The 17,880-nt window shown below is 62.7% G+C and carries 16 protein-coding genes; 7 read left to right on the top strand and 9 right to left on the bottom strand.

The features are described from left to right. The first annotated feature begins 17 nt into the window (after positions 1-17). On the top strand, positions 18-1,244 hold the full coding sequence (locus tag LMTR13_RS01320; protein WP_065726353.1) for an ABC transporter substrate-binding protein: 1,227 nt from the start codon (positions 18-20) through the stop codon (positions 1,242-1,244). A gap of 75 nt (positions 1,245-1,319) precedes the next feature. Here the strand turns inward: LMTR13_RS01320 and LMTR13_RS01315 are convergent, their stop codons facing one another. Beyond that, positions 1,320-1,745, bottom strand: a complete 426-nt coding sequence (locus LMTR13_RS01315) for a DUF1330 domain-containing protein (protein WP_065726352.1) — start codon at positions 1,743-1,745, stop codon at positions 1,320-1,322. A 144-nt stretch (positions 1,746-1,889) separates the two neighbouring features. Here LMTR13_RS01315 and LMTR13_RS01310 point away from each other — a divergent pair, with 144 nt between their 5' ends. Then, positions 1,890-4,103: a transglycosylase domain-containing protein gene (locus LMTR13_RS01310; protein WP_065726351.1), complete on the top strand. Its 2,214-nt coding sequence runs from the start codon at positions 1,890-1,892 to the stop codon at positions 4,101-4,103. Positions 4,104-4,143: 40 nt separating this feature from the next. On the opposite strand, the gene LMTR13_RS01305 is transcribed toward LMTR13_RS01310, so the two are convergent. The 4 genes from LMTR13_RS01305 to LMTR13_RS01290 form a co-directional block, all read right to left on the bottom strand. Continuing rightward, the gene (locus LMTR13_RS01305; RefSeq protein ID WP_065726350.1) at positions 4,144-4,983 is read right to left on the bottom strand and encodes a M48 family metallopeptidase; all 840 of its coding nucleotides are present in this window, start codon (positions 4,981-4,983) and stop codon (positions 4,144-4,146) included. 197 nt (positions 4,984-5,180) lie between these two features. After that, a complete protein-coding gene (locus LMTR13_RS01300) occupies positions 5,181-6,551 on the bottom strand; it encodes a polyhydroxyalkanoate depolymerase (RefSeq protein ID WP_065726349.1) in 1,371 nt (456 codons plus the stop codon). Between the two features lie 123 nt (positions 6,552-6,674). After that, positions 6,675-7,493, bottom strand: a complete 819-nt coding sequence (locus LMTR13_RS01295) for an ABC transporter permease (protein ID WP_065726348.1) — start codon at positions 7,491-7,493, stop codon at positions 6,675-6,677. Next, on the bottom strand, positions 7,490-8,284 hold the full coding sequence (locus tag LMTR13_RS01290) for an ABC transporter ATP-binding protein (protein WP_065726347.1): 795 nt from the start codon (positions 8,282-8,284) through the stop codon (positions 7,490-7,492). Before LMTR13_RS01290 ends, LMTR13_RS01295 begins: the two co-directional genes overlap by 4 nt. A 148-nt stretch (positions 8,285-8,432) precedes the next feature. Between LMTR13_RS01290 and LMTR13_RS01285 the strand changes: the two genes are divergently transcribed. From LMTR13_RS01285 to LMTR13_RS01275, 3 genes are all read left to right on the top strand, one after another. Beyond that, positions 8,433-9,767: an ActS/PrrB/RegB family redox-sensitive histidine kinase gene (locus LMTR13_RS01285; RefSeq protein WP_065726346.1), complete on the top strand. Its 1,335-nt coding sequence runs from the start codon at positions 8,433-8,435 to the stop codon at positions 9,765-9,767. 118 nt (positions 9,768-9,885) lie between these two features. Then, entirely contained in the window at positions 9,886-10,440 is a 555-nt protein-coding gene (locus LMTR13_RS01280; protein WP_057852373.1) for an ActR/PrrA/RegA family redox response regulator transcription factor, read from the top strand. A gap of 371 nt (positions 10,441-10,811) precedes the next feature. Beyond that, positions 10,812-12,533: a SulP family inorganic anion transporter gene (locus tag LMTR13_RS01275; RefSeq protein ID WP_065726345.1), complete on the top strand. Its 1,722-nt coding sequence runs from the start codon at positions 10,812-10,814 to the stop codon at positions 12,531-12,533. Between the two features lie 97 nt (positions 12,534-12,630). On the opposite strand, the gene LMTR13_RS01270 is transcribed toward LMTR13_RS01275, so the two are convergent. Both LMTR13_RS01270 and LMTR13_RS01265 read right to left on the bottom strand, forming a co-directional pair. Next, entirely contained in the window at positions 12,631-13,116 is a 486-nt protein-coding gene (locus LMTR13_RS01270) for an MmcB family DNA repair protein (protein ID WP_065726344.1), read from the bottom strand. Positions 13,117-13,195: 79 nt separating this feature from the next. After that, positions 13,196-14,011 carry an RMD1 family protein gene (locus tag LMTR13_RS01265; protein WP_065726343.1) on the bottom strand — a complete coding sequence of 272 codons (816 nt, stop codon included), beginning with the start codon at positions 14,009-14,011 and terminating at the stop codon, positions 13,196-13,198. Positions 14,012-14,130: 119 nt separating this feature from the next. On the opposite strand from LMTR13_RS01265, the gene LMTR13_RS01260 reads away from it, so the two are divergent. After that, positions 14,131-14,799 (top strand): MBL fold metallo-hydrolase, encoded by a 669-nt coding sequence (locus LMTR13_RS01260; RefSeq protein ID WP_065726342.1) that lies wholly within the window; start codon positions 14,131-14,133, stop codon positions 14,797-14,799. A 34-nt stretch (positions 14,800-14,833) separates the two neighbouring features. Here the strand turns inward: LMTR13_RS01260 and LMTR13_RS01255 are convergent, their stop codons facing one another. Then, positions 14,834-16,045 (bottom strand): extracellular catalytic domain type 1 short-chain-length polyhydroxyalkanoate depolymerase, encoded by a 1,212-nt coding sequence (locus LMTR13_RS01255; RefSeq protein ID WP_065726341.1) that lies wholly within the window; start codon positions 16,043-16,045, stop codon positions 14,834-14,836. A 127-nt stretch (positions 16,046-16,172) separates the two neighbouring features. Further along, a complete protein-coding gene (locus LMTR13_RS01250; RefSeq protein WP_197521200.1) occupies positions 16,173-16,409 on the bottom strand; it encodes a hypothetical protein in 237 nt (78 codons plus the stop codon). A 166-nt stretch (positions 16,410-16,575) separates the two neighbouring features. Between LMTR13_RS01250 and LMTR13_RS01245 the strand changes: the two genes are divergently transcribed. Next, positions 16,576-17,817: an LLM class flavin-dependent oxidoreductase gene (locus LMTR13_RS01245; protein ID WP_065726339.1), complete on the top strand. Its 1,242-nt coding sequence runs from the start codon at positions 16,576-16,578 to the stop codon at positions 17,815-17,817. Positions 17,818-17,880: the final 63 nt, after the last annotated feature.

The raw sequence follows: 17,880 nt of genomic DNA, 5'->3' as shown, positions 1-17,880 counted from the left end.
ACGAGGAATGCAGCATTATGAGGAAGGGTATTTTCCATCTGGCCACCGGCACGGCGCTCGCGTTGGCGCTGTCGGTCTCCACGGCGTCGGCGCAGAAGAAATACGATACCGGCGCGAGCGACACCGAGATCAAGATCGGCCAGACCAATCCATTCAGCGGACCGGCTTCCGCCTATGCCACCATCGGCAAGACCCAGGCCGCCTATATCAAGATGATCAACGATCAGGGCGGCGTGAACGGCCGCAAGATCAATCTGATCCAGTATGACGATGCCTATTCGCCGCCGAAAGCGGTCGAGCAGGTGCGCAAGCTGGTCGAGAGCGACGAAGTGCTGCTGACCTTCCAGCTCCTCGGCACGCCGTCGAACGCGGCGGTACAGAAATATCTCAACGCCAAGAAGGTACCGCAACTGTTCGCCGCGACCGGTGCCTCGAAGTTCACCGATCCGAAGAACTTTCCGTGGACGATGGGCTTCAACCCGAACTACTTCGTCGAGGGCCGCATCTACGGTCAGTACATTATCAAGGAACACCCGAACGCCAAGATCGGCGTGCTGTATCAGAACGACGACCTCGGCAAGGATTATCTGAACGGCATCAAGGCCGGCCTCGGCGACAAGGCTTCGAAGATGATCGTGGCGGAATCTTCCTACGAAGTCTCCGACCCGACCATCGATTCGCAGATCCTCAAGATCAAGGACGCCGGCGCGGACCTGTTCTTCTCGGCGACGACGCCCAAGCAGGCTGCGCAGGCGATCAAGAAAATCCACGAGCTCAACTGGAAGCCGGTGCACATCCTCGACATCAACGCCACCTCGGTCGGCGCCGTCATGAAGCCGGCGGGGCTCGAAGCCTCCAAGGGCGTGATCAGCGTCAACTACGGCAAGGATCCGCTCGATCCGACCTGGAAGGACGACCCCGGCATGAAGAAGTATTTCGAGTTCATGGCGAAGTACTATCCCGAGGGCGACAAGGACTCGAGCTTCAACTCCTATGCTTACTCGACCTCGCAATTGCTGATTCACGTCCTGCAGAAGTGCGGCGACAACCTGACGCGCGAGAACGTCATGAAGCAGGCGACCAGCCTCAAGGACGTTCAGCTCGATCTGTCGCTGCCGGGCATCCTCGCCAACACCTCGCCGACCGACTACCGCGTCAACAAGCAGTTGCAGATGATGCGGTTCAACGGCGAGCGCTGGGAATTGTTCGGGCCGATCCTCGAGGACAAGGGTCCGGCGGGCTAGAGCTCGACGACCCAATCGAAACGATCGGCGGTGAAAGCGATCGGCGGCCTTCGGGGCCGCCGATTTTTTTCGGCGCTACTTCGGAATCTCCCCGAACGTGTTACCTACCGGCAGTACGGCATGGCGGATCAGGCGGGAATCCTCGACTGCGGCCTGGCGGTGTTTCACCGCGTCACGGTAGACGGGATCGCGGATCATTTCCGCGAAGGCTGCGACGCTCGGGTATTCGGCGATGAAGCAATGGTCCCACCGCTCCTCTTGCGGCCCGATCAGCATCAGCTCGAACCTGCCCTGCCACACGATCCGCCCGCCGAGCCGTTCGAACACCGGGCCGCTTTCGCGTCCATAGGCGGCATAAGCCTCCGCCCCCGTCGCCTTGCGGCCGTCGGGATAGGCGGCCTCAGCGCGCAGCCGGACCAGGTTGAGCATGTGGATCGGACCCGGCCGGTCATTGGCCCTGAATTGCGCGAACACTTCCTTGGTCGGATCGATGTGGCCCATGCCGTCTTCTCCCGAGAATGCCGTCGTTTGCGCCAATCCTAGCACGCCACGCCGCACCTCCTAATCCCGCATTAACCTTTCCGTAACCGACCCTTAAACAGCGACCGTTAGCGTGCGGGGGGACGGGTGTGAACGGCGTTTGGCATGGCGTGGGGACGGAAAAAGAGCGGCGGACGCAAGGAGCCGCTGTTTGGGCTTCCGGCAGCGCTCGCGGAGCTGCGTCTCTCGCCCGATGATCGCATTCCGGCTGCCACCGACGACGACAAACCGAAAAAGCCAGTGCCAAAGCGCAAGCACGAAGACGATGAGGACGAGCCGCCGCGCGAACGCAAGCCGCGCGGCGCCAAAAGCGGCGCGAAACGGCGCTCGAAACGCCGCTTCAGGATCGGCCGTCTCATTTATTGGGGCGCCGTGCTCGGCCTGTGGGCGGCGATCGCGATCATCGGCGTCGTGATCTGGGTCGGCGCGCATTTGCCGGCGATCCAGTCGCTGGAAATCCCAAAGCGCCCGCCGACCATCCAGATTGTCGGCATCGACGGCAGCGTGCTGGCCTCGCGCGGCGAAGCGCCCGGCGCCAATGTCGCATTGAAAGACCTCCCGCCCTATCTGCCGAAGGCGTTCATCGCCATCGAGGACCGCCGCTTCTATTCGCATTACGGCATCGATCCTGTCGGTATCGCGCGCGCGGCGGTCGCCAATATCCTGCATCGCGGCGTTTCGCAGGGCGGCTCGACGCTGACGCAGCAGCTCGCGAAAAACCTGTTCCTGACCCAGGAACGGACGATCGCGCGCAAGCTGCAGGAAGTGGAGCTCGCGCTATGGCTGGAGCGCAAGCACTCCAAGAACGAAATCCTCGAGCTTTACCTGAACCGCGTCTATTTCGGCTCCGGTGCCTATGGCGTCGAGGCGGCGGCGCAGCGTTATTTCGGCAAGTCGGCGAAGAACGTCACGGTCGCGGAAGCCGCGATGCTGGCGGGCCTCGTCAAATCGCCGTCGCGGCTGGCGCCGAACCGCAACCCCGAAGGCGCGGAAGCGCGCGCCCAGATCGTGCTCGCGGCGATGGCAGAGGCCAAATTCATCAGCGACGCCCAGGCCAAGGCTTCGATCGGGCATCCCTCTTACAACGTGAAGCCGGCCGGCGCCGGCACCATCAACTACGTCGCCGACTGGATCGGCGAGGTGCTCGACGATCTCGTCGGCCAGATCGACCAGAGCATCGTGGTCGAGACCACGATCGATCCGAAGCTGCAGAGTGTGGCGGAGGCCGCGATCATCGACGAGCTGGCGGCCAAGAGCGTGAAGTTCCATGTTACGCAAGGCGCGCTGGTGGCGATGACGCCCGACGGCGCGGTGCGCGCCATGGTCGGCGGACGGAACTATGCCGAGAGCCAGTATAACCGCGCAGTCACCGCCAAACGTCAGCCCGGCTCGGCATTCAAGCCGTTCATCTACCTGACCGCGATCGAAGGCGGGCTTTCGCCGGAAACGATCCGACAGGACGCGCCGCTCGACCTCAAGGGCTGGCGGCCGGAGAACTACACCCATGAATATTTCGGCTCGGTGACGCTGACGCAGGCGCTGGCGATGTCGCTGAACACGGTCGCGGTGCGGCTCGGGCTCGAAGTCGGGCCCAAGAACGTGGTGCGGACCGCGCACCGGCTCGGCATTTCATCGAAACTCGAAGCCAATCCCTCGATTGCGCTCGGCACCTCGGAAGTCTCCGTCATCGAGCTGGTCGCGGCCTATGCGCCGTTTGCCAATGGCGGGCTCGGCATCTCGCCGCATGTGGTGACCAAGATTCGCACCAATGAAGGCAAGGTGCTGTACAGGCGCATGGCCGATCCGCTCGGCCAGGTGATCGGGCCGCGCCATGTCGCGATGATGAACACCATGATGCAGGAAACGCTGCTGTCGGGCACCGCGCGCAAGGCGGAGATTCCGGGCTGGATGGCCGCCGGCAAGACCGGCACCAGCCAGGACTTCCGCGATGCCTGGTTCATCGGCTACACGGCAAACCTGGTCACGGGCGTCTGGCTCGGCAATGACGACAATTCGCCGACCAGGAAGGCAACCGGCGGCGGCCTGCCGGTTGAAGTGTGGACCCGCTTCATGCGCACGGCGCATCAAGGCGTGGCGGTGGCAGGCTTGCCGAACACGCAACGCGGCGGCTTTTTGTCGAACATGTTCCAGACCTCGCAGGTCAGTGCGCAGCCGTCGCAGTCGGCGCCGGTCCCATCAGGCGGCGGATACCGGCCTGCGCCGGCGCGAACTTCCGCGCCGCCGCCCAATCCAAATGCGCGGCCGGAAGCCGCAGCAGGACTCGATAGCTGGCTGGTGGATCGGCTGTTTGGAAGGTAGTCCCCGTCGTCCCTGCGATTCGCAGGGCGACGGGAAAAACCTAATCCTCGACCCCGTACCGATGCAAATCGTTGCCGTGGGTATCGAGCCAGCGCTTGGCGCGTTCGACATGGTCGCAGATGCGGTCGACCACCCGCCAGAACCTGGGCGAATGGTTCATCTCGACGAGATGGGCGACCTCATGGGCGGCGAGATAGTCCAGCACATAGGGCGGCGCGAGGATCAAGCGCCAGGAGTAGGACAATGAGCCGGCCGAGGTGCATGACCCCCAGCGACTCGACTGATCGCGGATCGACACCCGCCGGACCCGCACACCGAGTTCCGCAGCATAGGCGAGCGATGCCTTGTGCAGATCCTTGCGCGCTTCGCGCTTGAGAAAGTCGTGGACGCGCCGGTCCATGTGCTCGTAGCCGCCGGCCACGCACAAAATCTTCTCGCCGCTGTCGCGGGTTTCGGTCCACACCGTGCCGCGTTCGCCGGCGCGATGCACCAGACGATGCGGAACGCCGCGCAGCGGCACGATGGTGCCGACCTGAAAGGGTGCGGCCTTTGGCAAGCGGCCGAGACGGGCTGCGATCCAGCCGCCGTGAAGCTGCGCAAAGTCCTTGGCTTCCATCAACGTGCCGCGCGGCGGCATGGTCAGGATCGCTTCACGATCCGTCGGATGAATGCGCAACGTGTAACGCCGCGCCCGGCGATGCCGGCGCAGTCTGATCGCAAAGATTTGCGAGCCGTGTTTGACCAAAAGAGTCGCGGGTTCGGCGGGCCGCCGATAAAGGAGGGCGCGAGTAGCCATTTCTTGGAGTCCGGGGAGCAGGAGTTCGCCCGGATTCTGCCATATCCGCCGCCAGGGAAATCGCTCGGCGCAAAAACAAATCATTTGCCCAATATACAGGGGGTAAGCGTCAAAAAGCCCCTAGGGGCTGGGGCTGGAACCCAAAAATCTGGTTGGAACCAAGGGTCAAAAATCACCCCAAAGAGTGAGTCTGAACTCATCCCTTGATTCGACCGAAAATTGGAATGTTTGAATCTATTCAGCAACTTATGGGCGACACCAAAATCGATGCCGCCAGGGCACTATTCGGCTGCACGGACCAATGTTGGCTTGGTCTTGGCTGCTGATGTCTTCGTATCAGCCGCTGACATCATGGTAGTGGCCGACGACATCATGAAATCGGAGATGCGCGGCACGATTTCGGAACGGAATCGCGATCCGTTGAACACGCCGTAATGTCCGACGCCCTTTTGCACGTAGTGCACGCGGCGATGATCGGGAATATGGGGGCACAGCGCGTGCGTCGCTTCGGTCTGGCCAAGCCCGGAGATGTCGTCGTTCTCACCTTCCACCGTCATCAGCGCCACGCGCCGGATCTTTGACGGATCGACCGGCTTGCCGCGATGGGTCATCTCGCCCTTGGGCAGCGCGTGCTTGACGAACACGAGATCGACGGTCTGCAGGTAATACTCGGCCGTCAGATCCATTACCGCGAGGTACTCGTCGTAGAATTCGCGGTGCTTGTCGACCATGTCGCCGTCGCCCTTCACCAGATTGTTGAACAGCGCCTTGTGCGCGTCGGTGTGGCGGTCGAGGTTCATGGTGATGAAGCCCGAGAGCTGCAAAAAGCCCGGATAGACGTCGCGCATCACGCCGGGATGCGGGAACGGCACCTTGGTGATGACGTGGTTGCGGAACCATTCGATGCCGCGCTGTTCGGCAAGGTTGTTCACCGAGGTCGGGTTGCGGCGGGTATCGATCGGGCCGCCCATCAAGGTCATCGACAGCGGCACGAAGGGATCGCGTGCGGCTTCCATCACGGAGACTGCCGCCACCACCGGCACCGATGGCTGGCACACTGCGATCACGTGCATGTTGCCGCCCAGCACGTGCAGCATCTCGATGACGTAATCGACATAGTCGTCGAGATCGAAACGGCCCTCGGTGAGGGGAACCATGCGCGCATCCGACCAGTCGGTGATGTAGACTTCATGCGTCGGCAGGAACGCCTCGACCGTGCCGCGCAGCAGCGTCGCGTAATGGCCGGACATCGGCGCCACGATCAAGACGCGCGGATGCGGCGCGCGCAGCGGCCGGGTCAGCTTGCGATCGAAGTGCAGCAAACGGCAGAACGGTTTTTCCCAGATCGAGCGGACCTCGACGGGCGTCTGGATGCCGTTGACCTCGGTGAAGTCGAGACCCCATTCGGGCTTGCCGTAGCGGCGCGTGGTGCGCTCGAACAATTCGCAGGCCGCCGCGATCGATTTGCCGAACTGCGTGTGCGACCACGGATTAAGCGGGTTTTGAAACAGGATCTTGGTGGCGTCGGTCACGGCGCGTGCCGGATTGAGCGACGCGTGGCCCATTTCGTACATCCAGTACATCGGCGTCGTGAGCGCCGGACTGCCTTCGGCCACCAGCGGCGGTGCGCCGCCAAACTCACCAATCGGCATTCTATTTCCTCTGTTTGCGCCGCAGCATAGTGCAGAATGCGTAATAATGCGTCAATGGATCGGTTAGGTATGTCCACGCATCAAAAGGTCTAAAAGCACCGGAAAACCACGGGAAACTGTGACTTATTCGCCACCTCCGAGCAAAGATCCGTGACGTTTGGCACTGCGCAAAAGGGCAAGAAAGATCGCAAAGGAGGCAATGAACAGCACCGTGTTGATGGCAAGCGACCAGACCATCAGGTCGCTCCTGAATACGTGATCGATCAGGAGCGCGCGCATGCCCTCGAATACATAGGTCGGCGGCAGCAGCCAGGCGATCCATTGCAGCCAGGCGGGCAGTACCGCGACCGGGTAGTAGACGCAGGCGAGCGGCATCAAACCGAACATCATCGTCCAGACGATGCTCTCGGCCCCGAGCCCGTTGCGCAGCACCAGGCCGGAAACAAAGATGCCGAGCGACCAGCTCGTAAAGATCAGATTGCAGAAGAACGCGACCAGCGGCAGGCCGATCGCGAAGAAATTGAAATCGAAGAAGAACAGCGCCAGCAGCGTCATCGGAATCACGCCGATCGCGAGCCGGATCAGGCTCATGATCATCAGCGAGATCAGAAACTCGATCGGCTTCAGCGGGCTCATCATCAGGTTGCCGAGGTTGCGCGCCCACATCTCCTCGAGGAACGAGATCGAAAACCCGAGCTGGCCGCGGAACAGGATGTCCCACAGGATGACAGCGCCGATCAGCGTGCCGCCGGCGCGCGCGAAGAAATTGTCATTCTGCGCGATGTAGTTCTGCAGAAAACCCCAGGTGATGATCTGCAGCGCCGGCCAGTAGATCAGCTCCAGCAGCCGCGGCCACGACGACATCAGGAGATACCAGTAGCGCAGCACCATCGCCTGGATGCGGTGCCAGGAAATCCCGTGATGGGCGGCAATCTCGCTCATCGCGCGGCCTCCGCCATCCGGCCGCGCGCGACATCGAGGAACACGTCTTCCAGCGTGGTCCGGTTGTAGCGCGCCATGATCTGGTCGGGACTGCCGTCATCCTCGATGCGGCCGCGCTTCATGATGATGACGCGGTCGCACAGCCGCTCCACTTCCAGCATGTTGTGCGAGGCCAGCAGGATGGTGGCGTCATGGGTCCTGCGATAATCCTGCAAATGCTGCCGCACCCAGTCGGCCGTATCAGGGTCGAGCGAGGCCGTCGGCTCGTCGAGCAGAAGCAGCTCGGGCTGGTTGATCAGCGCTTTTGCCAGCGCGACGCGGGTCTTCTGTCCGGCGGATAGCTTGCCGTTCGCGCGATCGAGGAAATCCTTCAGATCGAGGTCGGAGGCGAGCTGCTCGATGCGCTCGGCGAGATTCTCGACCGCATAGAGCCGCCCGAAAATGGTGAGGTTCTGCCGCACCGTGAGCCGCATCGGCATGTCGACATACGGGCTCTCGAAATTCATCCGCCCGAGCACCTCGGCGCTCTGCTCCGGCATCGCATGTCCCAGCACCTGGACGCGCCCCGACGTCGGCAGCACCAGCCCCATGATCATGGCAATGGTCGTGGTCTTGCCGGCGCCATTGCCGCCGAGCAGCCCGGTGACGCTGCCGCGCGCGATCCGGAACGAGATATCGTCGACGGCGCGGGTGGTCTTGTAGAGCTTTATGAGATGCGCAACCTCGATCGCGGCGGGACCTTGCGGCCCGGCCGCGGGCGATTGCGCTGGCGTGGCATCACCTCTTGTCATGCAATCCGTTCATTGGGCCATCGCGGGGGTGAGCGCAAGAAGCTCGTCATACAAGGTCGTCGTGCCCGGGCTTGTCCCGGGCATGCCGGAGGGAGTATCGAATCGCAGCCAATTTGTGATCATGCGGCCGCGCGGCTAAACTCCAGCCATGTCCGACGTTGCAGCCTCCGATTTCCGTCATCCGCACCGCTTTGTCAGTCTCGATACGATCCTCCGGCTGCGCTGGCTGGCGGCGCTCGGCCAGCTCACCGCGATCTTCATCGTGGCGCACGGGCTGGAGTTCGACTTTCCCATCATTGCCTGCGTCGCCGTCGTCGGCATTTCGGCACTGCTCAATCTTGCCCTGCAGATCGCCTTCAACCCGATGCAACGGCTGGAACCGGCCTATGCGGCGGCGCTGCTCGCGCTCAACATCGTCGAATTGGCCGCGCTGCTGTTCCTGACCGGGGGCTTGCAGAACCCGTTTTCATTTCTGTTCCTCGGTCCCGTCCTGATCTCCGCGACGGTGTTGCCGATCCGGATGACGGTTGGGCTCGGGCTGCTCGCAGTCGCCTGTGCTTCGGCGCTGGTGTTCTTCCATCTGCCGCTGCCTTGGGACAGCGAAGACCCGCTGGTGCTGCCGCCGATCTATCTGTTCGGCGTCTGGCTCTCGATCGTGCTCGCGATCGGCGTCACCTCGCTCTACGCATTCCAGGCGACCGAGGAGGCGCGCAAACTTTCCGATGCGCTGGCCGCAACCGAACTGGTGCTGACGCGCGAGCAGCATCTGACCCAGCTCGACGGCCTCGCCGCTGCCGCCGCGCATGAACTCGGCACCCCGCTATCGACGATCTTCCTGATTTCACGGGAGCTGGAAAAGACCGTCGAAGGCAACGACCAGCTCGCCTCCGATCTGAAGACCCTGCGCGAGCAGGCGCAGCGCTGCCGCGACATCCTGGCCAAGATCACCCAGCTTTCCTCGTCCGGAGCACCGTTCGACCTCATGCCGCTGTCGACGCTCATCGAGGAAGCGGTGGCGCCGCATCGCGATTTCGGCGTCGCGATCCGGGTGCGGCTTGCTGTCGCAGCCACGCGCGAGCCGGTCGGCGCGCGGAACCCGGCGATCCTCTATGGCATCGGCAACATCCTGGAGAACGCCGTCGATTTCGCACGGACGACGGTGGATGTGAACGCATGGTGGAATGCGGATACGGTCGAAATCGTCATCTCCGATGACGGCCCCGGCATCGCGCCCGACATGCTGAAACGGATCGGCGAACCCTATTTATCGCGGCGGCGCAGCGCGGTTGAACCCCACAGCGCGCGTGCCGGGCTTGGTCTTGGCATATTCATCGCCCGTACGCTTCTGGAGCGCACCGGCGCCAGGGTCTCCTTCGCCAACCGGACCTTTCCCGATCACGGTGCCGTGGTCCGGATCGTCTGGCCGCGTGCCCGTTTCGAGACCGAGGAACCCACCGAAACCGCTGCCGGATCAGCCGATTAGAACTGCATTAAGGATTGAGAAAACCGGGGCCGCGCGTCCTTTCGGACCCTTGGCAGTGCAAAGTCGCCGCGCCATATGCTCTATATAGTGTTCCTCATCTGCAACCGGGAAAGCTGCCTTGAACGCCATCGCCGAACTGAACGATCTCGCCGACCGCTCGCTGCTGATCGTCGAGGACGACAAGCCGTTTCTGGAGCGCCTGTCGCGCGCGATGGAAACCCGCGGTTTCGCGGTGACATCCTGCGATACCGTTTCCGACGGACTGGCGCAGATCAACAAGGCGGCGCCGGCCTTTGCGGTCGTGGACCTGCGGCTCGGTGACGGCAACGGGCTTGACGTGGTGTCGGCACTGAAGCGCAAGCGTCCCGATGCGCGCACCATCGTGCTGACCGGTTACGGCAACATCGCAACCGCCGTCACGGCGGTGAAGATGGGCGCGGTGGACTATCTCTCGAAGCCGGCGGATGCCGACGACGTGGTCGCGGCGCTGCTCGCCAGCGGCACCGAAAAGTCCGAGCTGCCGTCCAATCCGATGTCGGCGGATCGCGTGCGCTGGGAACACATCCAGCGCATCTATGAAATGTGCAACCGCAACGTCTCCGAAACCGCGCGGCGTCTGAACATGCATCGCCGCACCCTGCAGCGCATTCTCGCGAAACGCGCGCCGCGGTAAATTCGCGGGATCGTAGGGTGGAAAAGCGAAGCGTGCCCACCATTCACGACAACGATAGTGGATAGATGGTGGGCACGCTTCGCTTTGCCCACCTCAGCATCAAAATTCTCCATGCCCTTGCGGATCGAGCAACCGGTTGATCCGTTGCGCGGCGGCCATCGCAGAACGCACCGTCATTGATCTGCGCGTTGCCGCCCGGCAGGCGATGCTCGGACGCCCCGCAATGCAGATGCGCGCGACAGGCATCGGCTATATTCACTCGGCATCCTCAGCGAAAATCTCGTACGGCAGGATAGGTAGGGGCAAACACCGGTCGCAACGACGTACGACCCTGAACTAGCGAGCCCGACCGGGTTTGGGAGTGACCGGCGATGAAGCATTGGATCCGCTGGCTGCCAGGTCTCGACACCTTCCGTCGATATGAAGCGGCGTGGCTTGGGCATGATGTCCTTGCTGGGCTCGTGCTCGCGGCCATGCTGGTCCCGATTGGCATCGCCTACGCGGAGGCCTCGGGCTTGCCCGGCATCTACGGTCTCTATGCAACGATCGTACCGCTGTTTGTCTACGCATTGTTCGGTCCAAGCCGCATCCTCGTCCTGGGACCGGACTCGGCTCTTGCAGCCATCATCCTTGGCGTTGTCGTTCCACTGTCTGGTGGCGATCCCATCCGCGCCGCAACCCTGGCCGCCATGATGGCAATCGTTTCCGGGGCGGTATGCATTCTGGCAGGCATCGCGCGCCTGGGCTTTGTGACCGAGCTGCTCTCCAAGCCGATACGCTACGGCTACATGAACGGTATTGCGTTGACCGTATTGATCAGCCAACTGCCAAAGCTGTTCGGTTTCTCGATCGATGGCGAAGGATCTTTGCGGAGCTTGTGGGCGATCGCCGGTGCAATCCTTGAGGGGAAGACCAACTGGGTAGCCTTCGGGATTGGGCTCGGCACGTTGATGGCTATCTTGCTGCTCCAAAAATACCAACGGCTCCCTGGCATTCTGATTGCGGTCGTCGGGGCAACGGCTGCCGTCGCTGCACTGGATCTTGCGGCGCGTTACGGCGTGACAGTTCTGGGTCCCCTTACGCTGGGTCTGCCGGCTTTCGCCGTTCCCTGGATCGGCACGGCGGACATAGTCCCGGTGCTGATCGGCGGTTGCGCGATCGCGATGGTATCTTTTGCCGATACCAGCGTGCTCTCACGGGCCTATGCCGCACGATTGGGCGCTCATGTCGATCCCAACCAGGAGATGGTGGGGCTCGGCGCGGCCAATCTCGCAACCGGTCTTTTTCAAGGTTTCCCGGTCAGCAGCAGCGGCTCGCGCACGCCTGTTGCCGAAGCCGCCGGCGCCCGCACTCAGTTGACCTGCGTCGTTGGCGCGCTTGCTATCGCTTTTCTTCTGCTGGCGGCACCAAACCTCCTTCAGTATTTGCCCAATGCAGCATTGGCCGCCGTCGTCATTGCCGCGGCGATCGGCTTGATTGAGGTCACCGACCTCAAGCGGATCTACCGCGTTCAGCAGTGGGAGTTCTGGCTATCGATCGTCTGCTTTATCGGCGTCGTCGCGCTCGGAGTGATTCCGGGAATAGGTCTGGCAATCGCCATCGCCATTGCCGAGTTTCTCTGGGACGCGTGGCGCCCGCACTCCGCCGTACTTGGTCGCGCCGACGGCGTGAAAGGTTATCATGACATCACGAGATATCGCGACGCACGCCAGATCCCCGGGCTGGTTCTGTTCCGGTGGGATGCGCCTCTGTTCTTCGCCAACGCCGAATTTTTCAAGGAGCGCGCTCTGGACGCGGTGGCGAAATCGCCGACGCCCGTACGTTGGCTGGTCGTTGCGGCGGAGCCGGTCACCAGCGTTGACGTCACCGCCGGCGATACGCTCGCCGAACTCGACAAGGCGTTGCACGCACAGGATATTGAGCTTTGTTTTGCCGAACTCAAGGATCCCGTGAAGGATAAGCTGAAGAAATTCGGATTGTTAGCGCAGCTTGGCGAGAATTGCTTCTTCCCAACCATCGGCGCAGCCGTTTCCGGCTACCTGGAAGTCCATGACGTAGAGTGGGAGGACTGGGAGGACCGAGCCAAAGGTTAGGGTCTCATATACCGGGCGGCCCGCCTTTTTCGTGGTCTGAATTTGGCAGGCGCTCCCTCGAATTGCGGATTTGAGTCGGCGCGCCTTTCTTCTCGGTCTAAAACTCTCCATGCCCCTGCGGATCGACCAACCGGTTGATCCGTTGCGCAGCCGCCATCGCAAAGCGCACCGTCATCGATTTGCGCGTGGCCGCCGGCAGGCGATGTTCGGGCGCCTCGCAATGCAGGTGTGCGCCATAGGCGTCGGCGATGATCAGGCCGGTGTCCTCTGGGAAAATCTCGCACGGCAGATCCTGCGTGAAGGCAAAGAACAGCCGGTCGCAATGCATCCGGTAGTCCTGCCATTTCTGGTCGGCGCGCAGATCTTCGACCGACGACTTGATCTCGACGATCCAGATCTCGCCCTTCTCGTTCAGCGCCACCAGATCGGCGCGCCGGCCCGACGGCAGCGGCAATTCGCTGACGCAGGAAAAGCCGAGCGACCGTAGCAGCCGCGCGGTGCCGCGCGCGATCGCCAGCGCCGTCTCGGACTGGCGGCGGTCCGGCGCGGGCACAAGGCTGATCTGGCGGGCGGGTGATTCCATGGTGCTCGAACCTTAGCCGATTCCGGGCCGTCCACATATGGGTCCCGGCTCAGCGTTCGCCTGGCCGGGACGACAAAGCTCAGGGGTGCCGGCCCATCGCAAGCTGGTAGATCGTCACCAGAACCTCGAACAGGATCAGGAGCACGATAATCACTTCGAGCCGAAGCGAGCGACGGGTGTCGATGATATCGGTCAACACCTGCGCGCTCTCGGCGATCACGGCGAGCTTGCCGTTGAGCGATTCCGATCGCTCCTTGAGCTCGTACTCGTCCTCCAGCCGGGCATACAGCCGCTCCAGATGCGGCTTGTCCCAGAGCACGTCGGGTTTCTCTTCCACCTCGACCGGCCCCGACACCCGATGCCGTACCAGAAGCGCGTTGCCGATATTTTTCAGGATCGAGCGACGGCTGCCGCGCATACGCCCGCTCTGTGCCAATTCCCGCGCGAACGGTTCGGTCGTGTCGAAGACGCTGGCAACCTCGCGTTCGTGCCGAGCCAGAACGACGCTCTTCGCCAGCGCCTCGCCGATCAGAATCAACCGCTCGGCCGAAAGGCTTTGCAGGCAGATGGGGCCGCCGGGCGGAATCTGGTCCTCCCTTTCCGGGGCCAGCTCGATGATGGCGATTTCCTCGTCACGTCTTGTAAACTTCCCGGTCATGCGCTTATCGAGACCGCGAAGGAATTCCTCCTCTTCCAGCGCATTCAGTCCGATCAGGACCACCACGCCATAGCGGAAGAGAATCGCGACGCCATTCTCATTGACGCGAAACGCAAGCGGTGTGGTGGCAAGGACATCGCCGCGCTCGAGGCCCGACGTATTCAGCCGATCGCTGACAAAGAAGGCGCGAACCGTGGTGCGAGGCCCGACCAGCGGCGATGCAGAAGCCTTGCTCATGGAACTCCCAACTGCTGAAGCCGAAACAACCTATCACGGAGCCGTGTAGGTGGCATGCCGGTTACCTGCCGATTGCAAACCCGTGTTGACCCCCTACACGGGATGAATATGTTGCCCTTATGGATGACAAAACCGATACCCAGGCGAAGGCCGGCGCGATGATCGTGCCGGTGACGCTGTTCGAGCAGAATTGCACCATCATCTGGCACGAACCTTCCAAGAAGGCCGTGGTGATCGATCCCGGCGGGGATGTTCCCAAGATCCTGGAGGCGATCAAGCAAACCGGCGTCACGGTCGAGAAGATCTGGCTGACGCACGGCCATATCGATCATGTCGGCGGCGCCGCCGACTTGCGCGATGCGCTGCAGGTGAAAATCGAGGGCCCGCATATCGCCGACAAGTTCCTGCTCGACAACGTCGTCTCGAGCGGCGAGCGCTTCGGCATGACGGGGGTGCGCAATTTCGGGCCGGACCGCTGGCTCGACGAAGGCGATCAGGTCTCGATCGGCGAACTCACCTTCGACATCCTGCACTGCCCCGGCCACTCGCCGGGCAGCGTCGTGTTCTTCAACAGGGAATTGCGCTTCGCCCATGTCGGCGATGTCTTGTTCAACGGCTCGGTCGGACGTACCGACTTGCCCGGCGGCAGCCACGCCACGCTGATCAGTTCGATCAAGGAGAAGCTGTTGCCGCTCGGCGACGACGTCGGCTTCATCTGCGGCCATGGCGCCGGCTCCAGCCTCGGCCAGGAGCGGCTGACCAATCCGTTCCTTACCGACGGGATGTGAGCTGAAATTATCCGCCTGACGCTGTGATGTCCGGCTACTTCATCAGGCCCGCGGCCGTCAGCGCGCGGGTGATGACGCCGCCGACATCGATGCCGCGACGCTTCGGTTCGCGCGGCGCCGGCTTGTGTTCGCGGACCGGCTTGTGGGTCCTCGACCAGAGTCTCGCGGCGAGATCGGACGACTGCAGGGATTCCGTGGCAGTCGACGGAACGACCTTCGGCGCCTGCGCCGGCCTGGCCGCTTCGCCGGCAGGACTGACGCGCTCGGTCAGACCGAAAAAATTGGCGATGTGATACGACGAGGAAATTCCCGCCTCGATCAGGAACGCGCCCTCCGCGCCGTAACGCTCGTCATTGCCGGCAAGCCCCAGCGGCGTGCCGTGGGCCATGTCGGTGATGGTGTAGGATTCGACCACCGTCTCGCCGTCGTCATTCCACCAGATTTCGCGCGGATGGCCGTCGACGTCTCCGGTCGACATCGGCGCCGCCGGCAGATCGTGGACATTGAGCCACTGCTTGACGATCTCGTTTGCGTTGCCCGGGTTGACGGTGCGGTCGGCGCTGCCGTGCCATACCGACACCTTCGGCCATGGTCCCCTGTGCTTGGAGGCCTTGCGCACCAGATCGCCCAGCCTGGCGGCGGGGCGCGGCGTCGACTGCATCATGCCGCCAAGCGCTTCGCGGACGTTGCTGGCGATGCCGTAGGGGAGACCGGCGATGATGGCGCCGCCCGCGAACACTTCCGGATAGGTCGCCAGCATCACCGACGTCATCGCGCCGCCGGCGGAAAGCCCGGTGATGAAGATACGGCGCGGATCGAGTTTGTGATCGGCGACCATGCGCGCGATCATCTGCCGGATCGAAGCCGCTTCGCCGCGGCCGCGTGCGATGTCGCCCGGGTTGAACCAGTTGAAGCAGGTGTTGGCGTTGTTCGACGCCTGCTGCTCTGGCATCAGCAACGCAAAGCCGTATCGTTTGGCGAGCGTCGACCAGCCGGTGCCCAAATCATAGCCGGCCGCGGTCTGGCCGCAGCCATGCAGCACGACCACAAGGGCGCGCGTGGGCAACAATTGCTCCGGCACAAACGCAAACATTTTGAGCGCGCCGGGATTGGTGCCGAAACCACTGATTTCGACGAGCGGACTGCCGGCCCCGGGCGATGTGCTTCGGCCATAGATTCCCAAGCCATTGAACCCGTTCAGCTTCGGGAAATGACGCAAGAATTCGACGTTCTTGGCGAGTGACAACGAAAGCTCCTGGGGCGATTGCTTTTAAATCACGCTTACCCAGAACAGATAGTTGTTGCACTGCAAAATAAAAAGGCCGTGCACTGTCATTCCCCACAATCAAATTTCGGCAGTTGACGTTAATTTGTCATCCTGTGACCTGACGCATCCATGTCAGGAATGCGGCGCAGGCGATGATCGACAGCGCGCACGCAATGAGTAGGGCCGGCAAGTCCGAGCACAATGCCGTAGACGCCGAACAAGCGCGAACGCGAGTCATCCGCAAACTCGCGTGAAGCTCGGCCGCGATGGTCGGGATCGCGACGTTGAGGTTGAAGGTATCGACCCCGAACATGAACTGCGCCGCAACGACGGTTGCGAGCACCAATTCAGCCGGGAAGGCTCACGAATTCCGGGCCACGGTAAGTCAGCCGACTCCGCGCGACATCCATGCACTGGCGGCGGGCTGACGAGCATTGCCTTGCTAAGGCCCACCCCGTACCCTTGGCGCCGAGCGCTTCAAAGAACAATAAATCCGGAGAGAAAACCCCATGGCACGCCTGAAATTCGGAGCCTTTCTCGCCCCGCATCATCCGATCGGCGAGCATCCGTTGCTGCAGTTCCGCCGCGACCTCGACTTCGTCGAACAGATCGATGCGCTCGGCTTCGACGAGTTCTGGTGCGGCGAGCACCATTCCTCGGGCTGGGAAATGATCGCCTCGCCGGAAATGTTTCTGGCGGCTGCCGGCGAGCGCACCAAGCGCATCAAGCTCGGCACCGGCGTGGTCTCGCTGCCCTATCACCATCCCTACAACGTTGCGCAGCGCATGGTGCAACTCGACTGGATGACGGGTGGCCGCGCCATCTTCGGCTCCGGTCCGGGCGCGCTCGCCTCCGACGCGCACACGCTCGGCATCGATCCGATGACCCAGCGCGACCGTCAAGACGAGGCCCTCGCCATCATCCGCCGTCTGTTCAAGGGCGAGCGCGTCACCGCCAGGAGCGACTGGTTCACCATGCAGGACGCCGCGCTGCAATTGCTGCCGCTGCAGGAAGAGATGCCCTGCGTGGTGGCGTCGCAGATTTCGCCGTCCGGCATGACGCTCGCGGGCAAATACGGCATCGGCATCATCTCGCTCGGATCGATGTCGACGCAGGGCCTGATGGCGCTGCCGACGCAGTGGGGCTTTGCCGAGGATGCCGCCAAGAAGGCCGGCACCACCGTGAGCCGTTCGGACTGGCGCGTACTCTTGAGCTGGCATATCGCCGAGACGCGCGAACAGGCACAGCGCGAGGCCGGTCCAGGCCTGATGCGCTGGCACAACGAATATAATGTCCGCACGCTGCAGCGGCCGGGCCTGGAGCCGTTCACCTCGCCGGAGGATGCCATCGAGAAAACCGCCGGCGGCGAAAATGCCGCCTCCACCATCGGCACGCCGGACGATTTGGTCAAGACCATCAAGAATTTGATGCACGTCTCGGGCGGCGTCGGCGCCATCATCGGCTTCGTGCACGACTGGGCCAATCCGGAGAACACGCGCCGAAGCTGGGACATGGTCGCGCGCTACGTGATTCCGGAGATCAACGGCTATGTCGCAAAACTGCGCGAGTCGCAAAAATTCCTGATCGAGAACCGCGCGGTGTTCGATCGCGCGGGCCAGGCGGTGATGGCCAAGATCATGGAAAACGAAAAGGCCGCCGCTGCCTTGCAGCACACCGGTCCCGGCCGGGTCGCGATCCCGACCGTCAACGCGCCGGACCTGCAGAAGGAAGCCGCGAAGCGCAAGGCGTGACGGTTTCGTGAGGGACGACGATATCTTGCCCCGTCATTGCGAGCGTTAGCGAAGCATCCATAG

Origin of the sequence: Bradyrhizobium icense, assembly GCF_001693385.1 — a bacterium.
Taxonomy (GTDB): domain Bacteria; phylum Pseudomonadota; class Alphaproteobacteria; order Rhizobiales; family Xanthobacteraceae; genus Bradyrhizobium; species Bradyrhizobium icense.
The sequence above is the reverse complement of the archived record's forward strand: the minus strand, read 5'-3'. Positions and strand labels throughout refer to the sequence as shown.